Consider the following 21037-nt stretch of genomic DNA (forward strand, 5'->3'; position numbering starts at 1 on the left):
TGACGCATGGCGCGCGGGCAGACCGGTGAGGCCGGTCGGCGAAAAGCCAATGGCGCAGGCGGCAACGCCCACGCCAGCAAAGACGAGCTGCTCAAATACTACCGGGACATGCTCCTGATCCGCCGCTTCGAGGAGCGGGCCGGGCAGCTTTACGGCATGGGCCTGATTGGCGGCTTCTGCCACCTCTACATCGGCCAGGAGGCCATCGCCGTGGGCGTCCAGGCGATCAAGCAGCCGGGCGACCAGGTGATCACCGGCTATCGGGATCACGGCCACATGCTGGCCTGCGGCATGGACCCGCGCGAGGTCATGGCCGAGCTCACCGGCCGGGCCGGCGGCTCGTCCAAGGGCAAGGGCGGCTCAATGCACATGTTCTCGACCGAGGCCGACTTCTATGGCGGCCACGGCATCGTGGGCGCGCAGGTGAGCCTGGGCACGGGCCTCGCCCTGGCCAACAAGTACCGGAACAACGGCAAGGTCAGCTTCACCTACTTCGGTGACGGCGCCGCCAATCAGGGCCAGGTGTACGAGAGCTTCAACATGGCCGAGCTCTGGCAGTTGCCCGTGGTCTATGTGATCGAGAACAACCAGTACGCCATGGGCACCTCGATCGAGCGGGCCTCGTCCGAGACCCGGCTGCACAAGCGGGGCGTTTCGTTCGGCATCCCCGGCGAGGAGGTGGACGGCATGGACGTGCTGGCGGTGAAGGCCGCCGCGGCCAAGGCCGCCGAGCACGCCCGCTCGGGCAAGGGCCCGTACATCCTGGAGATGAAGACCTACCGCTATCGCGGCCACTCCATGAGCGACCCGGCCAAGTACCGGACCCGCGAGGAGGTGGACGCGGTCCGCAAGACCCGAGACCCGATCGATCACGTCGAGGAGCTGCTTGAGCGGAACGGCTGGGCCGACGAGGCGACGCTGAAGGCCATCGACGCCGAGGTGAAGCGCATCGTCGCCGATGCGGCGGAGTTCGCCCGCACCAGCCCCGAGCCGGATCCCTCCGAGCTTTACACCGACGTCTACACGGAAGCCGCGCAATGACCGACATCCTGATGCCGGCCCTTTCGCCCACCATGGAGGAGGGCACCCTCGCCAAGTGGCATGTGAAGCCGGGCGACACGGTCCGCTCGGGCGACGTGATCGCCGAAATCGAGACCGACAAGGCGACCATGGAGGTCGAGGCGGTCGACGATGGCGTCATCGCCGAGATCCTGGTGCCGGAAGGCTCGCAGGAGGTGAAGGTCAACACGCCCATCGCGCGCCTCCAGGGCGAGGGCGGCGCCGCCCAGTCCTCCACGCCTGCGCCGGCCGAGGCGCCTAGCCAGGCCGCGGCCGGCGATCCTGAGAAGCAGCCGCCGGAAACCGCCAAGGTTCAGCCGGAAGGCGAGGGCCCGGCGGCGGTGCGCCCGACCGCCGAGCCGCTGAAGGACCCGGAGCTGCCCGCCGACGTGAAGCTGGTGAAGCAGTCCGTGCGCGACGCCCTTCGCGACGCCATGGCCGAGGAAATGCGGCGGGACGAAGCCGTGTTCCTGATGGGAGAGGAGGTCGCCCAGTACCAGGGCGCCTACAAGGTCAGCCGCGAGCTGCTGCAGGAGTTCGGCGAGCGTCGGGTCATCGACACCCCGATCACCGAATACGGCTTCACTGGCCTGGGCGTGGGCGCGGCGATGGCGGGCCTGAAGCCCATCGTCGAGTTCATGACCTTCAACTTCGCCATGCAGGCCATTGATCACATTATCAATTCTGCGGCGAAGACGCTCTACATGTCCGGCGGCCAAATCCGGACCTCCGTGGTCTTCCGCGGGCCGAACGGCGCGGCGGCCCGGGTGGCCGCCCAGCACAGCCAGGACTACGCCGCCTGGTACGCGCACATCCCCGGCCTGAAGGTCATCGCGCCCTATGACGCGGCCGACGCCAAGGGGCTGCTGAAGGCCGCCATCCGCGACCCGAACCCCGTCGTCTTCCTCGAGCACGAGATGATGTACGGCCAGGAGTTCGACGTGCCGGAGGGCGTGGACTGGGTGTTGCCGATCGGCAAGGCCAAGGTCCGTCGCGATGGCAAGGACGTCACCATCGTGGCCTATTCGCGGATGGTGGGCCTGGCGCTGAAGGCCGCCGAGGAACTGGCGGCGGAGGGCCTGGACGCCGAGGTCATCGACCTGCGCACCCTGCGGCCGCTGGACCATGAGACCGTCGTGGAGAGCGTGAAGAAGACCAACCGCCTGGTCACCGTCGAGGAGGGCTGGGGCCCCATGGGCGTCGGCGCCGAAGTGGCGGCCCGGGTGGTGGAGCATGCCTTCGACTGGCTCGACGCCCCGCCGGCGCGGGTGTGTCAGGAAGACGTGCCGCTGCCCTATGCCGCCAACCTCGAGGCGCTGTCGCTGCCGTCCGTCGACAAGATCGTCGCGGCGGCCAAGGCGGTGAGCTACCGATGAGCGAGGGATTCGCCTGGCGCGCGGGCGGCTGCCACTGCGGCGGCGTCCGCTTCGAGGTGGCCCTGCCGGCGCGGGTGGAGGCTCAGGCCTGCAACTGCTCCATGTGCGCCAAGACGGGCTTCGTGCACATCATCGTGCCGGAGAGCCGCTTCCGCCTGACGGCGGGGGCGGACCGGCTGGTCGAGTACACGTTCAACACCCGGGTGGCGAAGCACCTGTTCTGCGCCGAATGTGGCGTGAAGAGCTTCTACCGCCCCAGGTCCAATCCCGACGGCTGGAGCGTGAACGCCCGCTGCCTCGACACCGTTGAGGGGCTGGAGATCGCCATCGAAGCCTTCGACGGCCAAAACTGGGAGGCGAACGCCGCCAGTCTGGCCCATCTGTCCAAGGAACCCGCATGACGGACATCCTCATGCCCGCCCTGTCTCCGACCATGGAGGAGGGCACCCTCGCCAAGTGGCACGTGAAGCCGGGCGATCAGGTCCGGTCCGGCGATGTGATCGCCGAGATCGAGACCGACAAGGCGACCATGGAGGTCGAGGCCGTCGACGAGGGCGTCGTGGCCGAGATCCTGGTGCCCGAGGGCTCGGAAGGGGTGAAGGTCAATACGCCCATCGCCCGGCTGCAGGGTGAAGGCGAGGCGGCCCCGCCGCCGCCTGCGCCCCAGGCAGAAGCGCCCAAGGCCGAAGCCCCACAGCCCGACGGCCCGAAGGCCGAGGCGCCCAAGGCGGCGCCTGCGCCGGCCCCTGTGGCCGCCTCTGTGGCCGCCCCGGCGGCGCCGGCCCGGAGCCAGGGCGGCGAGCGCATCTTCGCCTCGCCCCTGGCCCGCCGGCTCGCCGAGCAGAAGGGCATCGACCTCGCCTCGGTGAAGGGCTCGGGCCCGCACGGCCGCATCGTGAAGGCCGACATCGACGCGGTGCAGCCGGGCCAGGCCAAGGCTCCGGCCGCGCCCCAGGCCCCCGCCGCCGCGCCCGCGCCGCGGCAGGCGCAGACCCTGGAGCAGCAGGGCATCGCCCCCGGCAGCTACGACCTCATCCCGCTGGACGGCATGCGCAAGACCGTCGCCCGCCGGATGACGGACAGCTTCCGCGACGTGCCGCACTTCCCGCTGACCATCGACCTGGAAATCGACGGCCTGCTGGCGGCGCGCAGCCGGATCAACGCCCTTCTCGAGAAGGACGGGGTGAAGGTCAGCGTCAACGACATGGTGATGAAGGCCGCCGCGGTGGCGCTGAAGCGCGTGCCCGAAGCCAACGCCTCCTACACGCCGGAGGGCATCGCCATGCACCACCATGCAGACATCTCCATGGCGGTGGCGGTGCCCGGCGGGCTGATCACCCCGATCATCCGGGCCGCTGAGACCAAGGGTTTGGCGCAGATCGCCACCGAGGCCAAGGACCTGGCCGAGCGGGCCCGGAACAAGAAGCTGAAGCCCGAGGAGTACCAGGGCGGCACCTTCAGCGTGTCGAACCTCGGCATGTTCGGGATCAAGACCTTCAGCTCGATCATCAACGAGCCGCAAGGCTGCATCATGAGCGTCGGCGCCGGCGAGAAGCGCCCCGTGGTGCGTGGCGACAAGATCGAGATCGCCACGGTGATGTCGGTGACGCTCACCTGCGACCACCGCGTGGTCGACGGGGCCACCGGCGCCCGGTTCCTGCAGGCCTTCAAGGCCCTGATCGAGGAACCGCTGACCATGATCGTCTGAGCCCGGCGATGAGCAGCATCTACGACTTCGCCGCCGAGACCATCGATGGCCGGCCGGCGCCGCTCTCGGACTACCGGGGCAAGGTGCTGCTTATCGTCAATGTGGCCAGCAAGTGCGGCTTCACGCGGCAGTACGCCGGGCTGGAGGAGCTCTACCGCCGATACCGCGACCGCGGGCTGGTGGTCCTGGGCTTTCCCTGCAACCAGTTCGGCGGCCAGGAGCCGGGCGATGAGCAGGAGATCGCCAGCTTCTGTTCGCTGACCTACGAGGTCGACTTCCCCCTGATGCGGAAGATCGACGTGAACGGCCCGAAGGCCCATCCGCTCTACAGCTTCCTGAAGAAGCAGAAGAAGGGCGTCCTGGGCTCCGAGGGCATCAAGTGGAACTTCACGAAGTTCCTCGTGGACCGGTCGGGCAGGGTGGTGGACCGCTACGCCCCGACCGTCGAACCCAAGGCGCTGGAAGGCGCGATCGAGGCTTTGCTCTGATGTCTGATGCGTTCGACGTCGTCGTGGTGGGCTCGGGCCCGGGTGGATACGTCACGGCAATTCGCGCGTCGCAGCTTGGTTTCAAGACCGCTATCGTCGAGCGGTCCGAGCTCGGCGGCATCTGTCTGAACTGGGGCTGCATCCCCACCAAGGCGCTGCTGAAGTCCGGGGAGGTCTATGAGCAGCTCGACCACCTTAAGGACTACGGCCTGTCGGTGGAGAAGCGCGGCTTCGACTTCGAAGGCATCGTGGGGCGCTCCCGCAAGGTGGCCGCCCAGATGAACTCGGGCGTCACCTTCCTGATGAAGAAGCACAAGATCGAGGTGGTGGCGGGCGTCGCCCGGCTTGAGAAGGGCGCGCCGGCGCCCAAGGTGGTCGTGGCCCTGAACGCGGGCGGGACCCGCACCCTGACGGCCAAGCATGTGATCCTGGCCACCGGCGCCCGGGCGCGCACCGTGCCCGCCATCGGCCTGGAGCCGGACGGCGAGCGGGTCTGGACCTACCGTGAGGCTCTCGTGCCCAAGGCGGCGCCGAAGTCGCTCGTGGTGGTGGGGTCGGGCGCCATCGGCATGGAGTTCGCGAGCTTCTACCGGGCCCTGGGCTCGGAGGTGACGGTCATCGAGATGATGCCGCGCATCCTGCCGGTGGAGGATGAGGAGATCTCAAAGACCGCCCGCAAGGCCTTCGAGAAGCGCGGCATCCAGTTCCGCGTCCCGGCCAATGTGAAGAAGCTCTCAAAGTCCAAGGCCGGCGTCAGCCTGGAGATCGAGGCCGAGGGCAAGGCCGAGACCCTGACGGCGGATGTCTGCATCGTGGCCATCGGCATCGTCGGCAATGTGGAGGACCTGGGCCTGGAGGCCCTGGGCGTGAAAGTCGAGAAGACCCACATCGTCACCGACAAGCACGGCGCCACCGGCGTGCCGGGCCTCTACGCGATCGGCGACGTGGCCGGACCGCCCTGGCTCGCCCACAAGGCCAGCCACGAGGGCGTCCACTGCGTCGAGCACATCGCCGGCCTGAAGCCCACCAATCTCACCGCCCCGATCCCGGGCTGCACCTACACCACGCCCCAGATCGCCTCGGTGGGCCTCACCGAGGCGCAGGCCAAGGAGCAGGGACTGGAGCCCAAGGTCGGCCGCTTCCCGTTCCGCGTGAACGGCAAGGCGGTGGCGGCCGGCGAACCGGAGGGGCTGGTGAAGACCATCTTCGACGGCAAGACCGGGGCCCTGATCGGCGCTCACATGGTCGGCCACGAGGTCACCGAGATGATCCAGGGCTTCGCCATGGCCATGACCCTGGAGGCCACCGAGGCCGAGATTCAGGCCACGGTCTTCCCGCACCCAACCATGAGCGAGGCCATGCATGAGGCCGCGCTCGACGCCTTCGGGCGGGTGCTGCACATCTGATCGCGGCGGCGGAGCCCCGGCCAGGCCAGGGCTCCGATCTGAGCCTAGGCGCGCTTTCGAACGACGGCGTCCAGGCTCCAGGCCCCCGGCCCGGCGAACACTAGGTAGAAGAAGACGAAGCAGTAGAAGATGGCCAGCTCGCCATCGTTCAGGGCCGGCCAGAACCCTTGCGAGGCGTGGGCCATGAAATAGGCCACCGCCATCTGGCCTGAGCAGAGGAACGCCGCGGCCCGGGTGAAGAGGCCGAGGGCGATCAGGCCGCCGCCCACGACCTCGATCCAGGCCGCCGCCAGCAGGAGCGGCGGCAGGGGGTCCGGGACGCCCGGCTGCGGGCCGGGAAAGGCGATCAGCTTCATGAGCCCGTGCTCGATGAACAGCAGGGCGGTGATGATGCGAAGGATGCTGAGGACGCGAGGCGCCCAGACGTCGAGGTTTGGCATGGTCCAGTTCCCCCCAGACCTGCTGCGCCGGAGGGGCCGGCGCGCCCTACGCGCGTACTGGCATCGTCAGGCGGCCCGCCGCAGCTCGGCCTCCACGATCCGCTGCAGGGCCACATAGTCAGTCTTGCCGGTGCCCAGGACGGGAATTTCGGGCACCCGGATGATCTTGCGCGGCACGGCCAGCTCAGGCGCGCCGATCTGCTGGGCATGGCTCAGCAGCGGCCCGGTCTCGGCGTCGCGCCGGTCGGTGACCAGGATCAGCCGCTCGCCCTTCTTGGGGTCGGGCATGGCGACCACGGCATGGCGGCAGTCGGGCCAGACGGCCGAGGCTAGGTCTTCGGCGGCGGTGAGCGAGACCATCTCGCCGCCGACCTTGGCGAAGCGCTTCACCCGGCCGAGGATCTTGATCCAGCCGTCGTCGGTCATCGAGACCACGTCGCCGGTGTCGTGCCAGCCGCCGGCCGGCGGCTCCACCGTGCCGTCCGGGCGAAGATAGCCGGCCATGACGTTCGGGCCGCGGACCAGCAGCTTGCCGCCCTCGGGAATGCCTTCCACCGGCTCCAGCTTCACCTCGATGCCCGGCAGCAGGCCGCCCACGGTGCCCCGGCGGTTGTCGGTGGGCTTGTTCACCGCGATCACCGGCGAGGCTTCGGTGGCGCCATAGCCCTCAAGCAGCGGGATCGGGCCGAACTTCTCGGCGATGAGGTTATGGGTCTCCTCGCGCACCTTCTCGGCGCCGCAGACCACGAAGGTGAGGCCCGACATCTCGTCGGCCTCCGCCGCGCGGGCGTACTGATTGACGAAGGTGTCGGTGGCCAGCAGCACCGCCGCCTTGCTGTCCTTGATCAGCGGTGGAATCTGCTTGGTGTGCAGCGGCGAGGGGTACTGGAAGGCCTTCATGCCGGTGAGCACCGGCAGCAGCGCCCCGCCGGTCAGGCCGAAGACGTGGAAGATCGGCAGCGGGTTGAAGAAGACCCAGTTGGGATCCAGCGGAATGTGCGCCGCGATCTGCCGGCAGTTGGCGATCAGGTTGGCGTTGGTGAGCACCACGCCCCGGGGCGCGCCGAAGCTGCCGGAGGTGAAGAGGATCACGCCCGGATCGGAGGGCGAGACCGGTGTGCGGAAGCGCTTGGGGAAGGCGGCGGCGGCGGCCGCGAACAGCTTGTCGGGCAGGCCGATGGCGGCCCGGACGTCCTCCAGATAGGTGACCTGCGCCTTGTTCTCCAGCGCGTCGATCAGGTCATGCAGCTTGCCCTGTTCGACGAAGCGGTGGGAGGTCAGCACCCGGGTGACGCCGGCCAGTTCGCAGGCCGCGCGCAGGTTCCGGATGCCGGCCGTGAAGTTCAGCATGGTGGGCACGCGGCCGAAGGCGTGCAGGGCGAAGAAGGTCACCACCCCGCCGGCGCTGGACGGCAGCATGACGCCAACCCGCTCGCCCTTGCGCGTCACGGCCGACAGCTTGCGACCGAGAGCGAACGCGGCGCGGATCAGGTCGGTGTAGGTGAGGGGATTGCGTTCCTGATCCTCCAGGATCGGCTTCTTGGTCCCATAGGTCTTCGCCGCGTCGAGAAGGGCGTCGAAGATGGAAGACTGCGCCTGGGCGCTGTCGAACGAACGCAAGGGCGCGCGCTCCCGAACTGTTATCGTTGACCGGCGAGCCTAAACGTCCGTCATGGCGATGAAAAGATCGGTAACAGGACGTGACCGTCGCCGCCTGAGGGGCTGCGACGGGATCAACGCTTGATCCCGCGGCTCCGAGGAACGATTTAGGCCCCATGGCCGTGGTCATCGACACCGTGGGCGCGCGTCCGCGCCACCCCGAGAAGCAGGCGAATCCCGACACGCCGATCCTGCGCAAGCCCGAGTGGCTGCGGGTGCGAGCCCCGGGCTCGCCCGGTTACATGGCCACCCGCGAGATCGTGAAGACCAATCGCCTGGTCACCGTCTGTGAGGAGGCCGGCTGTCCCAACATCGGCGAGTGCTGGGACAAGAGCCACGCCACCTTCATGATCATGGGCGAGACCTGCACCCGGGCCTGCGCCTTCTGCAACGTGGCCACCGGCAAGCCGCTCCCGCTCGATCCAGACGAGCCTGCGCGGGTGGCCGAAGCCACGGCCAAGATGGGCCTCAAGCATGTGGTGGTCACCTCGGTGGACCGGGACGACTTGGCCGACGGCGGCGCCCGGCACTTCGTCGAGACCATCCAGGCCATTCGCGCCGCCTCGCCCGCGACCACCATCGAGATCCTGACGCCCGACTTCGCCCGCAAGCCGATCGCGGCCCTGGAGTCGGTGATCGACGCCCGCCCGGACGTCTTCAACCACAACCTCGAAACCGTGCCGCGGCTTTATCTGTCGATCCGCCCCGGCGCCCGATACTATCACTCCCTGCGCCTGCTCGAGCGGGTGAAGGAGCGCGACCCCGCCCAGTTCACCAAGTCCGGCATCATGGTCGGCCTCGGCGAGAGCAAGGAAGAGGTCATGCAGGTGATGGACGACATGCGCTCGGCCGGCGTCGACTTCATCACCATCGGCCAGTACCTGCAGCCCACCCGCAAGCACGCGGCCATCGACCGCTTCGTGCATCCCGACGAGTTCCGCGCCCTGGAGGAGATCGCCCGCGCCAAGGGGTTCCTGATGGTCTCCGCCAGCCCGCTGACCCGCTCCTCGCACCACGCCGGCGAGGATTTCGCCCGGCTCCAGGCTGCCCGCCGGGCCAAGGAAGCGGCCGTCTGACCCCCCGTGCGGCACCACGTCTCCAAGCAGCTTCCGTACACGCCTGACCAGCTCTTCACCCTGGTCGGGGACGTGCAGCGCTATCCGGAATTCGTCCCCTGGATCACGGCCCTGCGAACCTGGAACGCGAGGGCCCTCAGCGAGGACGTGGACACCCTGGACGCCGAGGCTAGCGTGGGCTTCGCCTTCCTGAAGGAGAAGTTCGCCACCCGCGTGCGGCGGGATGCGGCCAACAAGCAGATCGATGTCAGCCTGCTGTCGGGACCGTTCCGCAAGCTCGTGAACCGCTGGCGCTTCATCGATGCAGGCGAGGCGGGCGCCCGCATCGAGTTCGACATCGAGTTCCAGTTCAAGTCGCGGCTGCTTGAGGGCCTGCTCAAGGCCAATTTCCACCACGCCGTGGAGCGGCTGATGACCTGTTTCGAGGATCGCGCCGCCCTGCTGTACGGCGCGCCGCGGGAAGTCTCTCCCGGCTAGGCGAGCCGATCGCGGAGGGCCTGCAAGGCGGCCTGGACCGCGGCGAGCTGGATTTCTTCCCGGGTCTCGAACTCGAACAGCTCGTGCCGGTGCAGGATGCGCTCGTTCGTGCGGGCGGTGGCGATGTGCACCGTGCCCACGGGCTTCATGGGCGTGCCGCCGCCAGGACCGGCGATGCCCGTAATCGCCACGGCGAGATGGGCGTTCGAGGCCTCCAGGGCGCCTTCCGCCATCATCCGCGCCACCGGCTCGGACACCGCCCCCAGATCAGCGATCAGGTCGCCCGGCACCCCCAGCAGCTCCTGCTTGGCCCGGTTGGAATAGGTGACGAACCCCCGCTCCAGCACGTCCGAGGCGCCGGGGATCGAGCCGATCGCCCCGGCGACCAGGCCCGCCGTGCAGCTTTCCGCGGTGACGATGCGCAGGGACCTAGCCCGGGCCTCGTCGATCAGCAGCCGGGCGAGGGTGACGATCTCAAGCGGGAACATCGTGTCGACTCTCTTTGGGGTTGTCGCGCGTCCACAAGCACCGGAAGGTCCGGTGCAATCAAGGGGCAGGGAACCGCATGACAACGCTCGCCGCCACCTCGCGACCCGCGTTTGCGCCGCCGGCGCTGTTCGCCCTCACCACCTTCTACAGCGCCGCCCTGGTGTTCCTGGTGCAGCCGATGGTAGCCAAGCTGGTCCTGCCGCTGCTGGGGGGCAGCCCCTCGGTGTGGAACACCAGCATGGCGTTCTTCCAGCTCGCCCTGCTGGCCGGTTACTTCTACGCCCATGCCCTGCAGAGGGTCGCCTCGGTGCGCCGGCAGGCGATGATTCATGTGGCGGCCCTGGCGCTCGCCGCCATCGTACTGCCGCTGCGGGTGAACGGCCTGGCCGGCCCGCCGTCTTCCGACCATCCGAACCTCTGGCTGCTGGCGGTGCTGGGCCTCTCCATCGGCGCGCCGTTCGCGATCCTGTCGGCCACGGCGCCCCTGGTGCAGGCCTGGTATGCGCGCACGGTGGGGCAGGCCGAGGGCCGCGAGCCCTACGCCCTCTACGCCGCCAGCAACCTCGGCAGCCTCCTCGCCCTCCTGGCCTATCCGCTGGTGGTGGAGCCCGCCGTCACCCTGGCGGGGCAGCGGTACGGGTGGAGCGCGGCCTATGTGGGCTTCGTGCTGCTGATGGCGACCCTCGGCCTGATGGCGACCCGCGGGCCGGTGGCCGACGCCGAGGCGGCGCCGAAGTCCAGCGCCGCGTCGCCCAGCTGGGCCGACCGCCTGGCCTGGATCGTCCTGGCGGCCATACCCGCTAGCCTGATGCTGGGCGTGACGGCCTATCTCACCACGGACGTGGCCTCGGCGCCGTTCGTGTGGGTGCTGCCGCTGGGGCTCTATCTGGCGACGTTCATCATCGCCTTTCAGACGCGGCCCCTGATCCCGCCGGACGTGACCCTGGTGCTGCAGGCGGCGGCCCTGGCGGCCTGCGCGGCGTTCCTGCCGTTCAAGTCCACCAACTTCGTCCTGCAGTTCTTCATCCACCTGGGCGCCTTCTTCCTGACGGCCCTCATGTGTCACCAGCGCCTGGTGGCCCGGCGGCCGGACCCGGCCCATCTCACCGAGTTCTACCTCTGCCTGTCGGTCGGTGGGGTGGTGGGCGGCGCCTTCAACGCCTTCCTGGCGCCCGTGATCTTCAACAACGTCTGGGAGTATCCGCTAGTCCTGGCCCTGGCCGGGCTCGCGCGCCCCTGGGGCCGGCTGGACAAGGTGGAGCCTGGGGCTTGGGTGCTGCTCGTCCTGGGCATCGTGGCGGCGGCCGGCATGCCGGTCCTGCTGGGCTGGCTGGGGTCGCGGGTCACCGCCGAGACCGTGGTCGGGACGTTCGACCAGTCCGAACTGTTCGACATGGGGATGAAGGCCCTTCTGGGCTTGGCGGTGATCTGCGTCTTCCTGGTCCGCTCGCGGGCGCTGTTCTTCTTCCTGGTGGTGGCGGTCCTGTCCTTTGCCGCCGAAATGGCAGCCGACCGCGTGAACACCCGCGAGAGCTGGCGCAGCTTCTTCGGGGTGATGCGCCTGTCCCAGACCCATGTCACGAGCCTGGGCGGCGGGGTCCGGATGCTTGCCCACGGCACAACGCTGCACGGCGCCCAGGCGCTCAATCCCGAGTACGCCTGCAATCCGCTGGTCTACTACACCCCGCGCACGCCCATCGGGCAGGTGTTCGAAGCCAAGAAGGCCGAGCGGCAGGCGTTGCGCATCGGGGCCGTGGGGCTGGGGACCGGCTCAGTGGCCGCCTACACCCGGCCGGGCGACCATCTCACCTTCTTCGAGATCGACCCGCTGGTCCGGCGGATCTCCACCGACCCACGGTACTTCACCTACACCACCAAGTGCGCCCAGGGCCGGGTGGACTATGTGATCGGCGACGCCCGCCTGACGCTCAACCGGCAGCCGGCCGAGGCGTTCGACGTCCTGCTGATCGACGCCTTCTCGTCGGATGCGGTGCCGGCGCATCTGCTGACCGTGGAGGCGGTGCAGGGGTACCTGACGCGCGTGAAGCCCGACGGGGTCGTCATCCTGCACCTGTCGAACCGCAACCTCGACCTGACGAGCCCTGCCCAGGCGGTGGCGCGGGCTGCAGGAGGGCGGGGGCTGGTTCAGGCCTATCGCCCGGCCGAGGACCCGCAAGGCAGCTGGGAGTCGGCCGAGGACGTAGTGATCGTGGGCCGCACGGAGGCGGCGCTCGCGCCCTTCGCGGCCGATCCGCGCTGGGAGCGCGTGAACCCGTTCCTCGCCAAGCCCTGGCGGGACGACTACACGAACCTTCCGGGGGCGCTGTACGCCAACCTCAGGATGCGCTGGACTTGGCTGCCCTGAGGGCGCGGCGTCAGGCCGGGGTCTCGACCGAGACCACCGCCTGGGCCAGCAGGCCTTCCTCGCGGCCGGTGAAGCCCATGCCTTCCATGGTGGTGGCCTTTACGCTGACCCGGTCCAGGGACAGGCCCAGCAGTTCGGCGATCCGGGCGCGCATGGCGTCGCGGTGCGGACGGATCTTCGGACGCTCGCACACCAGGGTCACGTCCGCATTGAGAATGCGGCCCCCGGCCGCGCCGGCCAGGTTCACGGCGTGGACCAGGAACTGGTCGGAGGAGGCGCCTTTCCAGCGCGGATCGGAGGGTGGGAAGTGCTCCCCGATGTCGCCCTGGGCGATGGCCCCAAGGACCGCGTCGGTGAGAGCATGCAGGGCGCAGTCGGCGTCGGAATGGCCCACCAGCCCTTGGTCGTGCGGGATGCGCACCCCGCACAGCCAGACCGCGTCCCCGGAGCCGAAACGGTGGGCGTCGATGCCCTGGCCGGTCCGCACGATCCGCCGCCCGGCGGTGAGCTGCTCCGCCAGCAGGAAGTCCTGCGGATAGGTGAGCTTCATCAGCAGGGGATCGCCCGGGACCATCGCCACCGAGCCGCCGGCGCGCTCCATCACCGAGGCGTCGTCGGTGGGCTCCTCGCCAGGGGGCCAGCTCTGGTAGGCGGCCTTCAGCCGCCCGAGGCGGAACGCCTGCGGGGTCTGGGCCCGCCACAGCCCGTCACGGGAAACGGTCCTGTCCACGAGGCCATCGCCACGCTTCAGGGTGTCGGGAACGGGCAGGGTCGGGATCGCCCCGTCCGCGGCCTCCAGCGCCTGCAGCAGCAGGTCCACATGGGCCTTGGTGACGAAGGGCCGGGCGGCGTCGTGGATCAGCACCGGCTCGTCGGCTTCGGCGGTCACGGCCGTCAGGCCTGCCTGCACCGACTCCGCCCGCGTCTGGCCGCCCGCCACCGCCCGCCAGTTCGGGAGCCCAGCCAGGGCTTCGCCTGCATGCGGCAGTCTGTCGCTGGCGACCACGACCACGATTTCGCGCGCGCCGGCGGCCAGCAGGCCCTCAATGGACCACCGCACGAGGGGACGACCGCCCAGGCTGCGCCAGACCTTGGGCTCTCCAGGGCCGGCCCTCTGGCCCGACCCCGCCGCCACCACAACCGCCGAGAAACTCATGGCGCCGTCTTAGAAAACTGCGCCGGCTTGTTCCAGCTTTACGGCGGCCGGGAAAGTGCCTAAAAACGCGGCGTTGGGGATGATTAGAAAATGAGCAACCTGCTCAAGGTCGGTGGGGTGGACGTTGGCGGGCGCGCCTGGATCGCTCCCATGACCGGCGTCTCCGACCTTCCGTTCCGTAAAGCCGCCAGCGCCCAGGGCGCGGCCTATGTGGCCACCGAGATGGTCGCCTGCGCCGAGTTCTCCCGGGGGCGTCCGGATGTGGTGCGCCGTGCGGCCGTGGGCGAGGGCCTGCCGCTTATGGTGGTCCAGCTCGTGGGCCGCGATCCCGTCCACATCCGCAACGGTGCGCGCCTGGCCGTGGAGGCGGGGGCTCAGATCATCGACCTCAACTTTGGCTGTCCGGCCAAGGAGGTCACCGGCGTCCTGTCGGGCTCGGCCCTGATGCGCGAGCCGGCCCTGGCGGCCGAGCTGATGGCCGCGGCGGTGGATGCGGTCGACGCGCCCGTGACGGTGAAGATGCGCCTGGGGTGGGACGACGCCTCGAAGAACGCCCCCGAGATCGCCGCCCGGGCCGAGGCGCTGGGCGTGCAGGCCGTGACCATCCACGGTCGCACCCGCTGCCAGTTCTACAAGGGCTCGGCCGACTGGCGCGCCGTGAAGGCGGTGAAGGACGAGGTTTCCATCCCGGTCATCGTCAACGGCGACATAGTCGACGGGGCCACCGCCCGGGCGGCGCTGGACGCCTCCGGGGCCGACGCGGTGATGATCGGGCGCGGGGTCTATGGGAAGCCCTGGGTGGCCGCCCAGATCGAGGCCGAACTGGCCGGGCGCCCTTACGAAGAGCCCGACCGCGAGACGCGGCTGGGCATTGCGCTGGATCACCTGCGCGACAGCCTCAAGTTCTACGGCGACCGGCTCGGCCTGCGGATCTTCCGCAAGCACCTGGCCGCTTACATCGAAAGCGCCCCCTGGCCTGAAGATGCGCAGGCCCGGAGAGAAGCGCGCGCGGCGCTATGCCGTCTGGAGGACGCCTCTGAAGTGGAGCGGGGCCTCGCGGCCCTGTGGGGAGCTTCGGATCACAGGTTGGCGGCATGAATGGGAAAACAAGGACACAGGCCAAGGGGTACGACCCCGCGGCTCTGAAGGCGGCGGCGTTCGATCTCAGTCCCGACCCATCGATGGTGGTCGACGCCGACGGCGCGCTGGTGGCGGTGAACGAGGCGGCGGAGGCCCTGTTCGGCCAGGGGCTGGGGCTGCTGGCCCGGGGGCGCTTCCGGGCCGCCCTGCCGCCGGGCTCGGCTCTGGTTTCGCTGCTGAACCGGGCCCTGGACGAGGGCGCCCGGGTGCGCGAGCGGGGCGTGCAGATCAGCCTGTTCGGCCTGCCCCCGTTCGAGGCCGACGGGGCCGCGGCGCCGCTGGGGGACGGCTCGGTGCTGCTGACCCTCACGGTGAGATCCGGCCTGGCTGTGGAGCGCGGGGCGCAGGAAGCGGCGGGCCTGCGCTCTTTGGTGGGCCTGGGCCGGATGCTCGCTCACGAGATCAAGAACCCGCTGGCCGGCATCCGCGGCGCGGCGCAGCTCCTGAAGGCCGGCGCCAAGGCCGAGGACGCGCCGCTCGCCCAGCTCATCGTGGACGAGACCGACCGGGTGAAGCGCTTGGTGGAGCGGATGGAGGCGTTCTCTGACGACGCCCTGCCGGCGGTGGCGCCGCTCAACATCCACCAGATCCTCGACCGCGTGCGGGCCCTGGCGGTGAACGGGGTGGCCGACGGCCTGGTGCTGCGCGAACGCTACGACCCGTCGCTGCCGCCGGTGTTGGGGGACGAGGACCAGCTGATCCAGGTGTTTCTCAACCTCGTGAAGAACGCGGCCGAGGCGGCCCACGCCCGGGGCGACGGCCGGGGCGAGATCATCATCCATACGGCCTATCGCCATGGCGTCCGCGTCCGCGCCGCCAGCGGCCAGGCCCTGCGCGGCGCGCCGCTGGAGGTGCGGATTCAGGACAACGGCCCCGGGGTGCCCGAGCACATCCGCGAGAGCCTGTTCCAGCCCTTTGTCAGCTCCAAGCCGAGCGGCGCCGGGCTGGGCCTTGCGCTGGTGGCCAAGCTGGTCGCCGGCCATGGCGGCCTCATCGACTTTGAATCCGAACCCGGCCGGACGGTCTTCCGCGTCCTGCTCCCGATCGCCACCGCGGAGGACTTTTCCGAATGAACGCGGCCTCGAAGAAAATCCTGATCGCCGACGACGACTCCTCGATCCGCCTAGTGCTGAGCCAGGCCTTCACCCGGCTGGGCTATCAGGTCCGCGCCACGGGAAATGCGACGACCCTGCTGAAGTGGGTGTCGGACGGCGAGGGCGACCTCGTGGTCACTGACGTGGTGATGCCTGACGAGAACGTCTTCGACGTGCTGCCGCGCATCAGGAAGCAGCGGCCCAAGCTGCCCGTCATCGTGATGAGCGCCCAGAACAACCTGATCACCGCGGTCAACGCCGCCGAGGTGGGCGCCTTCGAATATGTGCCCAAGCCCTTCGACCTGGACGACATGACCTCGGCCGCCCGGCGGGCCCTGTCGCGTCCGGCCGACGCCGACGCCGCCAAGGCCCAGGCCCGGGCCGTGCGGGACGACCGCCTGCCGCTGATCGGCCGGTCGGGGCCGATGCAGGACGTCTATCGCACCATCGCCCGGCTGGTGGGGGCGGACCTCACCGTTCTGATCACCGGCGAAAGCGGCACCGGCAAGGAGCTCGTCGCCCGGGCGATGCACGACATGGGCCGCCGGCGCGACGGCAAGTTCGTGGTCATCAACCTCGCCGCCACCCCGCGCGAGCGGGTCGAGGCCGAGCTGTTCGGCAAGGAGGACGGCGACTACGGCAAGCTGGTGGAGGCCGACGGCGGCACCCTGTTCCTGGACGAAATCGGCGACATGCCGCTGGACGCCCAGACCCGGCTCCTGCGGGTGATCGACGGCTCCGAGCCGGCCCTGAACCCCAAGACGGGCCGCCGGCCCAATGTGCGGATCATCGCCGCCACCAACCGCGACCTGCGGGCCCTGATCCAGCAAGGGCTGTTCCGAGAGGACCTGTTCTTCCGGCTCAATGTGGCGCCCCTGCGCCTGCCGCCGCTGCGGGATCGCGCCGAGGACATCCCGGACCTTGCCCGGGCGTTCCTCCTGCGCGCCAACCGGGAGGGCCTGCCGGCCAAGACCATCGATGCGGGCGCCCTGGAGCGCCTGAAGCGGCACAGCTGGCCCGGCAACGTCCGCGAGCTGGAGAACCTGATCCGCCGCATCTGCGCCCTCTACGGCGAAGACCTGATCACCGCCCGGATCGTCGAGAAGGAGCTGGCCGATCAGCAGCCCGTGGTGCAGGGGCAGGAAGGCCCCGCCACCCTGGCCCAGCTGGTCGAGCAGAAGCTGGCCGCCTATTTTGCCGACCAGCCCGACGGCATCCCGCCGTCCGGCCTCTATGACCGGGTGCTGGAGGAGGTGGAGCGGCCGCTGATCCAGCTGACCCTGGCGGCCACTCGGGGTAACCAGGTGCGGGCGGCGGAAATCCTGGGGCTCAATCGCAACACCCTGCGCAAGAAGATCCAGGACCTGGGCGTCGAGATGAGCCGCGGCCGGCGCTGACCGGCCTTCCACGGCCGTGTGAAGCATCACGGCAACATAGCTGTTGAGTTCGGAGCACAGCGCCCTAGTCTCCGGCTCAATGGCGTTGCTGAACGGCCCTGCGTTCGTGCCGCCGGTGCTCGCCTGGGCCCGGCGCACGCTGAGATCCCGGCTCGTGCTGGGCGTCGGCTATGGCGTGGCCGTGGCGCTGACGGTGCTCGCCATCATCCTGGCCGCTTCGCCCCCGCAAACGGGGCCGCTCGGCCCGGCCAGTCGCGCCATCCTGACCCTGCTGGGGCTGAACCTCGTCATCATCCTGCTGCTGATGACGGCCGTGACCCTGCGGATCCTCGAGCTGCTGCGGGCAAGGACACAGGACGCCGGCGCTCGGCTGCATGTCCGATTCGTCCGTCTGTTCGCCTTCGCCGCCGTCGCGCCCGCCGCCGTGGTGTTCATCTTCTATGGCGTTCTGGTCAGCCGCGGGGTCGAGAACTGGTTCTCGGAGCGGGTGCAGACCGTGGTGGAGAACGCCGCCACCGTCTTCCGCTCCTATGTGGACGAGCAGACCCGCTACATCGTCGAGCACGTCACGCCCATGGCCGCCGACCTCAACCGCGAGGCGGGCGCCCTGCAGGCGCGGCCGGACCAGGTGGACCAGTATCTGGGGGCCCTGGCCTCGTATCACGCCTTTCCCGCCGCCTATCTGGTGAACGGGCAGGGCGAGGTGCTGGCCAAGGCCGAGATGGCCGATGCGCCGCCCTATGTCATGCCGCCGAAGGCGGGTTTCGCCGCCGCCGACCAGGGCGAAATCTATGTGCCGGACTTCACCGGCGCCGACGTGATGCGGGCGCTCTACAAGCTGAGCGCCTATGAGGACGTCTATCTCTACATCGCCCGGCCGCTGCGCGAGGGCATCACCGGCTATCTGCGGCAGGCCGAGGGCTCGCTGGTCTCCTATCGTGACGTCGCCCAGAACCGGGAGCGCATCCAGACCATCTTCGCCCTGAGCTACGCCGAGACGGCGCTGCTGGTGCTGGTGGGTGCGGTGTGGCTGGGCCTGGGCGCGGCCAACGCCATCTCGGCGCCGGTGGCGCGGCTGGTGCAGGCCGCCGGGCGCGTGGCCGGAGGCGATCTCGATGTTCGGGTGGACGCCGACAACGACCCTGAAGAAATCGCTGTCTTGTCCCGTGCTTTCAACAGCATGACGCATGATCTTCAGGCGCAGCAGGAAGCCCTGAAGAACGCGCGCGAAGAGGCCGAAAGCCGCCGGCAGTTCATCGAGACCGTGCTGGCCGAGGTCAGCGCCGGGGTCATCGGCCTCGATCGCGGGGGGCGCATCTCCGTGGTCAACCGGCAGGCGGCCCTGCTCCTGGCCCTGCCGGAGGATCGGGGCCGCGGCGGCCTGCTGGCCGACGTGGCGCCGGAACTCGCCGAGGTGGCGGCCGGCGCAGGGCGCGGCGCTGACGTCGAGGAGGAGGTGGATGTGGTGCGCGGCCGCGAGAGCCGGCGCCTGCGGGTCCGCGCCAGCCACAGCGAAGGCGGCCTAGTGCTGACCTTCGACGACATCACCCGGCTTGTGGCGGCCCAGCGCAACGCCGCCTGGCGCGACGTCGCCCGGCGCATCGCCCACGAGATCAAGAACCCCCTGACGCCGATCCAGCTCTCGGCCGAGCGGCTGCGGAAGAAGTTCCGCAAGGACATCGCCGAGGCTGAACTGGAGACCTTCGACCGCTGCACCGACACCATCGTCCGCCAGGTGGGCGACATCGGCCGGATGGTGGACGAGTTTTCAGCCTTCGCCCGCATGCCGGCGCCGAAGTTCGCCGAGGTGGAGGCCGATGAGCTGCTGCGCGCCGCGGTCTTCGCCCAGCGGGTGGCCAGCCCCGAGCTCATCGTCGAGTTGGAGGAGCCGACGCCGCGCGCCAAGCTGCTGGCGGACGGGCGGATGCTGGCCCAGGCCCTGACCAATGTGCTGAAGAACGCCGCGGAGGCCGTAGAGGCGCGCCGCGCCCGCACGCCCAGGCTGAGGGGCCGGATCACCGCCCGCCTTGTGGTCGACGACGGCCAGGTGGCGATCGAGGTGGAAGACAACGGCGTGGGCCTGCCCGACAAGGATCGGGATCGGCTCACCGAGCCCTATGTGACGACCCGCGAGAAAGGCACCGGCCTGGGCCTCGCGATCGTGAAGCGAATTCTGGAAGACCATGGCGGCGAGCTTGAACTCGCCGACGCGCGCAGCGGGCAGGGGGCCTTGGCCGTCCTGCGCCTGCCGGCGGCCCACGCCGCCCGCGTCGGCGGCCAAGCCGGCGTGGTGACGGCGTAGAGGACTGGAAGGCATGGCGTCTGACGTTCTGGTTGTCGACGACGAGGCGGATATCCGTGAACTGGTCGCGGGCATCCTCTCGGACGAGGGCTATGCGGTGCGCACCGCCAACGACTCGGAGTCCGCCCTGGCGGCCATCCGGGCGCGCAAGCCCGCGCTGCTGATCCTGGACATCTGGATGCAGGGCGGCGGCATGGACGGCCTGGAGCTCCTCGACCTGGTCAAGGAGCTGGATCCGGACCTGCCGGTGATCATGATCTCGGGCCACGGCAACATCGAAACCGCCGTCAGCGCCATCAAGCGCGGCGCCTACGAGTTCCTGGAGAAGCCGTTCAAGTCCGACCGCCTGCTGCTGGTGGTGGAGCGGGCCCTGGAAGCGGCGAACCTGCGCCGGGAGAACCGTCGCCTGCGGGCCCAGGCGATCACGCCCGAGGGCCTGCTCGGCAAGTCCGTGGCCGCCCAGCAGCTGCGCCAGATGATCGCCAAGCTGGCCGGGGCCAACAGCCGGGTGCTGATCTCGGGGCCGCCGGGCGCCGGCAAGGAGACGGTGGCCCGCCTGATCCACGACGCCAGCCATCGCGCCCGGTCTGAGTTCGTGCCGATCAGCGCCGCCGGCATGACGCCCGAGCGCATCGACATCGAACTCTTCGGCCAGGAAGGCGAGGGCGGCCGTCCCGCCAAGATCGGCGTGTTCGAACGCGCCCACGGCGGCACTCTCTACCTGGACGAGGTGGCCGATATGCCGCGGGAGAGCCAGGGCCGGATCCTGCGGGTTCTCGTGGAGCAGCGCTTCCGTCGGGTGGGCGGCGATTCCGACGTCCAGGTGGACGTGCGCGTGATCTCGTCCACCTCCAAGGACCTGCGCGAGGAGATCGCGGCCGGCCGCTTCCGCGAGGACCTGTTCCACCGCCTGAACGTGGTGCCGGTGAACGTGCCGGGCCTGGCCGAGCGGCGGGAGGACATCCCCGAACTGATCGAGGACTTCATCACCCGAATCTGCGAAGCCACCGGCCTGCCGCGCCGGCGGCTGTCGGACGATGCCCTGGCCATGCTCCAGGTCCGCGCCTGGCCGGGCAACCTGCGCCAGCTGCGCAACAATGTGGAACGGATGCTGATCCTCGCTTCGGGTTCGCCGAACGACCCGATCACCGCCGACATGCTGCCCCCCGAGGCTTCGGTGAGCGACCAGGCGGGCGCCTTCGGCGCCGAGCGCATCATCGCCCTGCCGCTGCGCGAGGCGCGGGAGGTCTTCGAGCGGGAGTACCTTAGCGCCCAGATGCTGCGCTTCTCGGGCAACATCAGCCGCACGGCCGCCTTCATCGGCATGGAACGGTCGGCCCTGCATCGCAAACTGAAGTCCCTGGGCCTGTCCGGCGGCCGCGCGCTCGAATCCGAGGAGGCCTGA

General features: G+C 69.7%; 18 protein-coding genes. 14 read left to right on the plus strand and 4 right to left on the minus strand.

Annotation, left to right across the window (positions count from 1 at the left end; translation table 11 throughout):
• Positions 1-6: 6 nt before the first annotated feature.
• Genes pdhA through lpdA form a run of 6 tightly spaced genes read left to right on the plus strand, consistent with a single transcriptional unit; the run spans position 7 to position 6037 of the window.
• A complete protein-coding gene (gene pdhA, locus BO64_RS14765) occupies positions 7-1041 on the plus strand; it encodes a pyruvate dehydrogenase (acetyl-transferring) E1 component subunit alpha (protein ID WP_496404077.1) in 1035 nt (344 codons plus the stop codon).
• Positions 1038-2435, plus strand: coding sequence for a pyruvate dehydrogenase complex E1 component subunit beta (locus BO64_RS14770; RefSeq protein WP_496404078.1), 1398 nt, complete (start codon positions 1038-1040; stop codon positions 2433-2435). Before pdhA ends, BO64_RS14770 begins: the two co-directional genes overlap by 4 nt.
• Positions 2432-2836 (plus strand): GFA family protein, encoded by a 405-nt coding sequence (locus BO64_RS14775; RefSeq protein WP_496404079.1) that lies wholly within the window; start codon positions 2432-2434, stop codon positions 2834-2836. Before BO64_RS14770 ends, BO64_RS14775 begins: the two co-directional genes overlap by 4 nt.
• Complete coding sequence (locus BO64_RS14780) at positions 2833-4143, plus strand: pyruvate dehydrogenase complex dihydrolipoamide acetyltransferase (RefSeq protein WP_496404080.1); 1311 nt, start codon at positions 2833-2835, stop codon at positions 4141-4143. Before BO64_RS14775 ends, BO64_RS14780 begins: the two co-directional genes overlap by 4 nt.
• A gap of 8 nt (positions 4144-4151) precedes the next feature.
• The gene (locus BO64_RS14785) at positions 4152-4631 is read left to right on the plus strand and encodes a glutathione peroxidase (RefSeq protein ID WP_496404081.1); all 480 of its coding nucleotides are present in this window, start codon (positions 4152-4154) and stop codon (positions 4629-4631) included.
• Positions 4631-6037, plus strand: a complete 1407-nt coding sequence (gene lpdA / locus BO64_RS14790) for a dihydrolipoyl dehydrogenase (RefSeq protein WP_496404082.1) — start codon at positions 4631-4633, stop codon at positions 6035-6037. The genes BO64_RS14785 and lpdA overlap by 1 nt, the downstream gene beginning before the upstream one ends.
• 44 nt (positions 6038-6081) lie before the next feature.
• Here lpdA and BO64_RS14795 read toward each other — a convergent pair whose 3' ends face one another.
• Positions 6082-6477, minus strand: a complete 396-nt coding sequence (locus tag BO64_RS14795) for a DoxX family protein (RefSeq protein ID WP_496404083.1) — start codon at positions 6475-6477, stop codon at positions 6082-6084.
• A gap of 66 nt (positions 6478-6543) precedes the next feature.
• Entirely contained in the window at positions 6544-8097 is a 1554-nt protein-coding gene (locus tag BO64_RS14800) for an AMP-binding protein (protein WP_496404084.1), read from the minus strand.
• A gap of 155 nt (positions 8098-8252) precedes the next feature.
• On the opposite strand from BO64_RS14800, the gene lipA reads away from it, so the two are divergent.
• Complete coding sequence (gene lipA, locus BO64_RS14805; protein WP_496404085.1) at positions 8253-9212, plus strand: lipoyl synthase; 960 nt, start codon at positions 8253-8255, stop codon at positions 9210-9212.
• 6 nt (positions 9213-9218) lie between these two features.
• A complete protein-coding gene (locus BO64_RS14810) occupies positions 9219-9689 on the plus strand; it encodes a type II toxin-antitoxin system RatA family toxin (protein WP_496404086.1) in 471 nt (156 codons plus the stop codon).
• On the opposite strand, the gene BO64_RS14815 is transcribed toward BO64_RS14810, so the two are convergent.
• A complete protein-coding gene (locus BO64_RS14815; RefSeq protein WP_496404087.1) occupies positions 9686-10177 on the minus strand; it encodes a CinA family protein in 492 nt (163 codons plus the stop codon). The genes BO64_RS14810 and BO64_RS14815 overlap by 4 nt on opposite strands.
• Before the next feature lie 77 nt (positions 10178-10254).
• Between BO64_RS14815 and BO64_RS14820 the strand changes: the two genes are divergently transcribed.
• Entirely contained in the window at positions 10255-12543 is a 2289-nt protein-coding gene (locus BO64_RS14820) for a fused MFS/spermidine synthase (RefSeq protein WP_496404088.1), read from the plus strand.
• Positions 12544-12553: 10 nt separating this feature from the next.
• Here the strand turns inward: BO64_RS14820 and BO64_RS14825 are convergent, their stop codons facing one another.
• Positions 12554-13699, minus strand: a complete 1146-nt coding sequence (locus BO64_RS14825; protein WP_496404089.1) for a bifunctional 2-C-methyl-D-erythritol 4-phosphate cytidylyltransferase/2-C-methyl-D-erythritol 2,4-cyclodiphosphate synthase — start codon at positions 13697-13699, stop codon at positions 12554-12556.
• Positions 13700-13789: 90 nt separating this feature from the next.
• Between BO64_RS14825 and dusB the strand changes: the two genes are divergently transcribed.
• The 5 genes from dusB (at position 13790) to ntrX (ending at position 21037) form a co-directional block, all read left to right on the plus strand.
• Complete coding sequence (gene dusB, locus BO64_RS14830; protein WP_496404090.1) at positions 13790-14797, plus strand: tRNA dihydrouridine synthase DusB; 1008 nt, start codon at positions 13790-13792, stop codon at positions 14795-14797.
• A complete protein-coding gene (locus tag BO64_RS14835; RefSeq protein ID WP_496404091.1) occupies positions 14794-15912 on the plus strand; it encodes a two-component system sensor histidine kinase NtrB in 1119 nt (372 codons plus the stop codon). Before dusB ends, BO64_RS14835 begins: the two co-directional genes overlap by 4 nt.
• Positions 15909-17330 (plus strand): nitrogen regulation protein NR(I), encoded by a 1422-nt coding sequence (gene ntrC / locus BO64_RS14840; protein ID WP_496404092.1) that lies wholly within the window; start codon positions 15909-15911, stop codon positions 17328-17330. Before BO64_RS14835 ends, ntrC begins: the two co-directional genes overlap by 4 nt.
• A gap of 79 nt (positions 17331-17409) precedes the next feature.
• A complete protein-coding gene (locus tag BO64_RS14845; RefSeq protein ID WP_496404093.1) occupies positions 17410-19632 on the plus strand; it encodes a sensor histidine kinase NtrY-like in 2223 nt (740 codons plus the stop codon).
• A 13-nt stretch (positions 19633-19645) separates the two neighbouring features.
• Complete coding sequence (gene ntrX, locus BO64_RS14850) at positions 19646-21037, plus strand: nitrogen assimilation response regulator NtrX (protein WP_496404094.1); 1392 nt, start codon at positions 19646-19648, stop codon at positions 21035-21037.

Source organism: Phenylobacterium composti DSM 19425 (assembly GCF_059568645.1).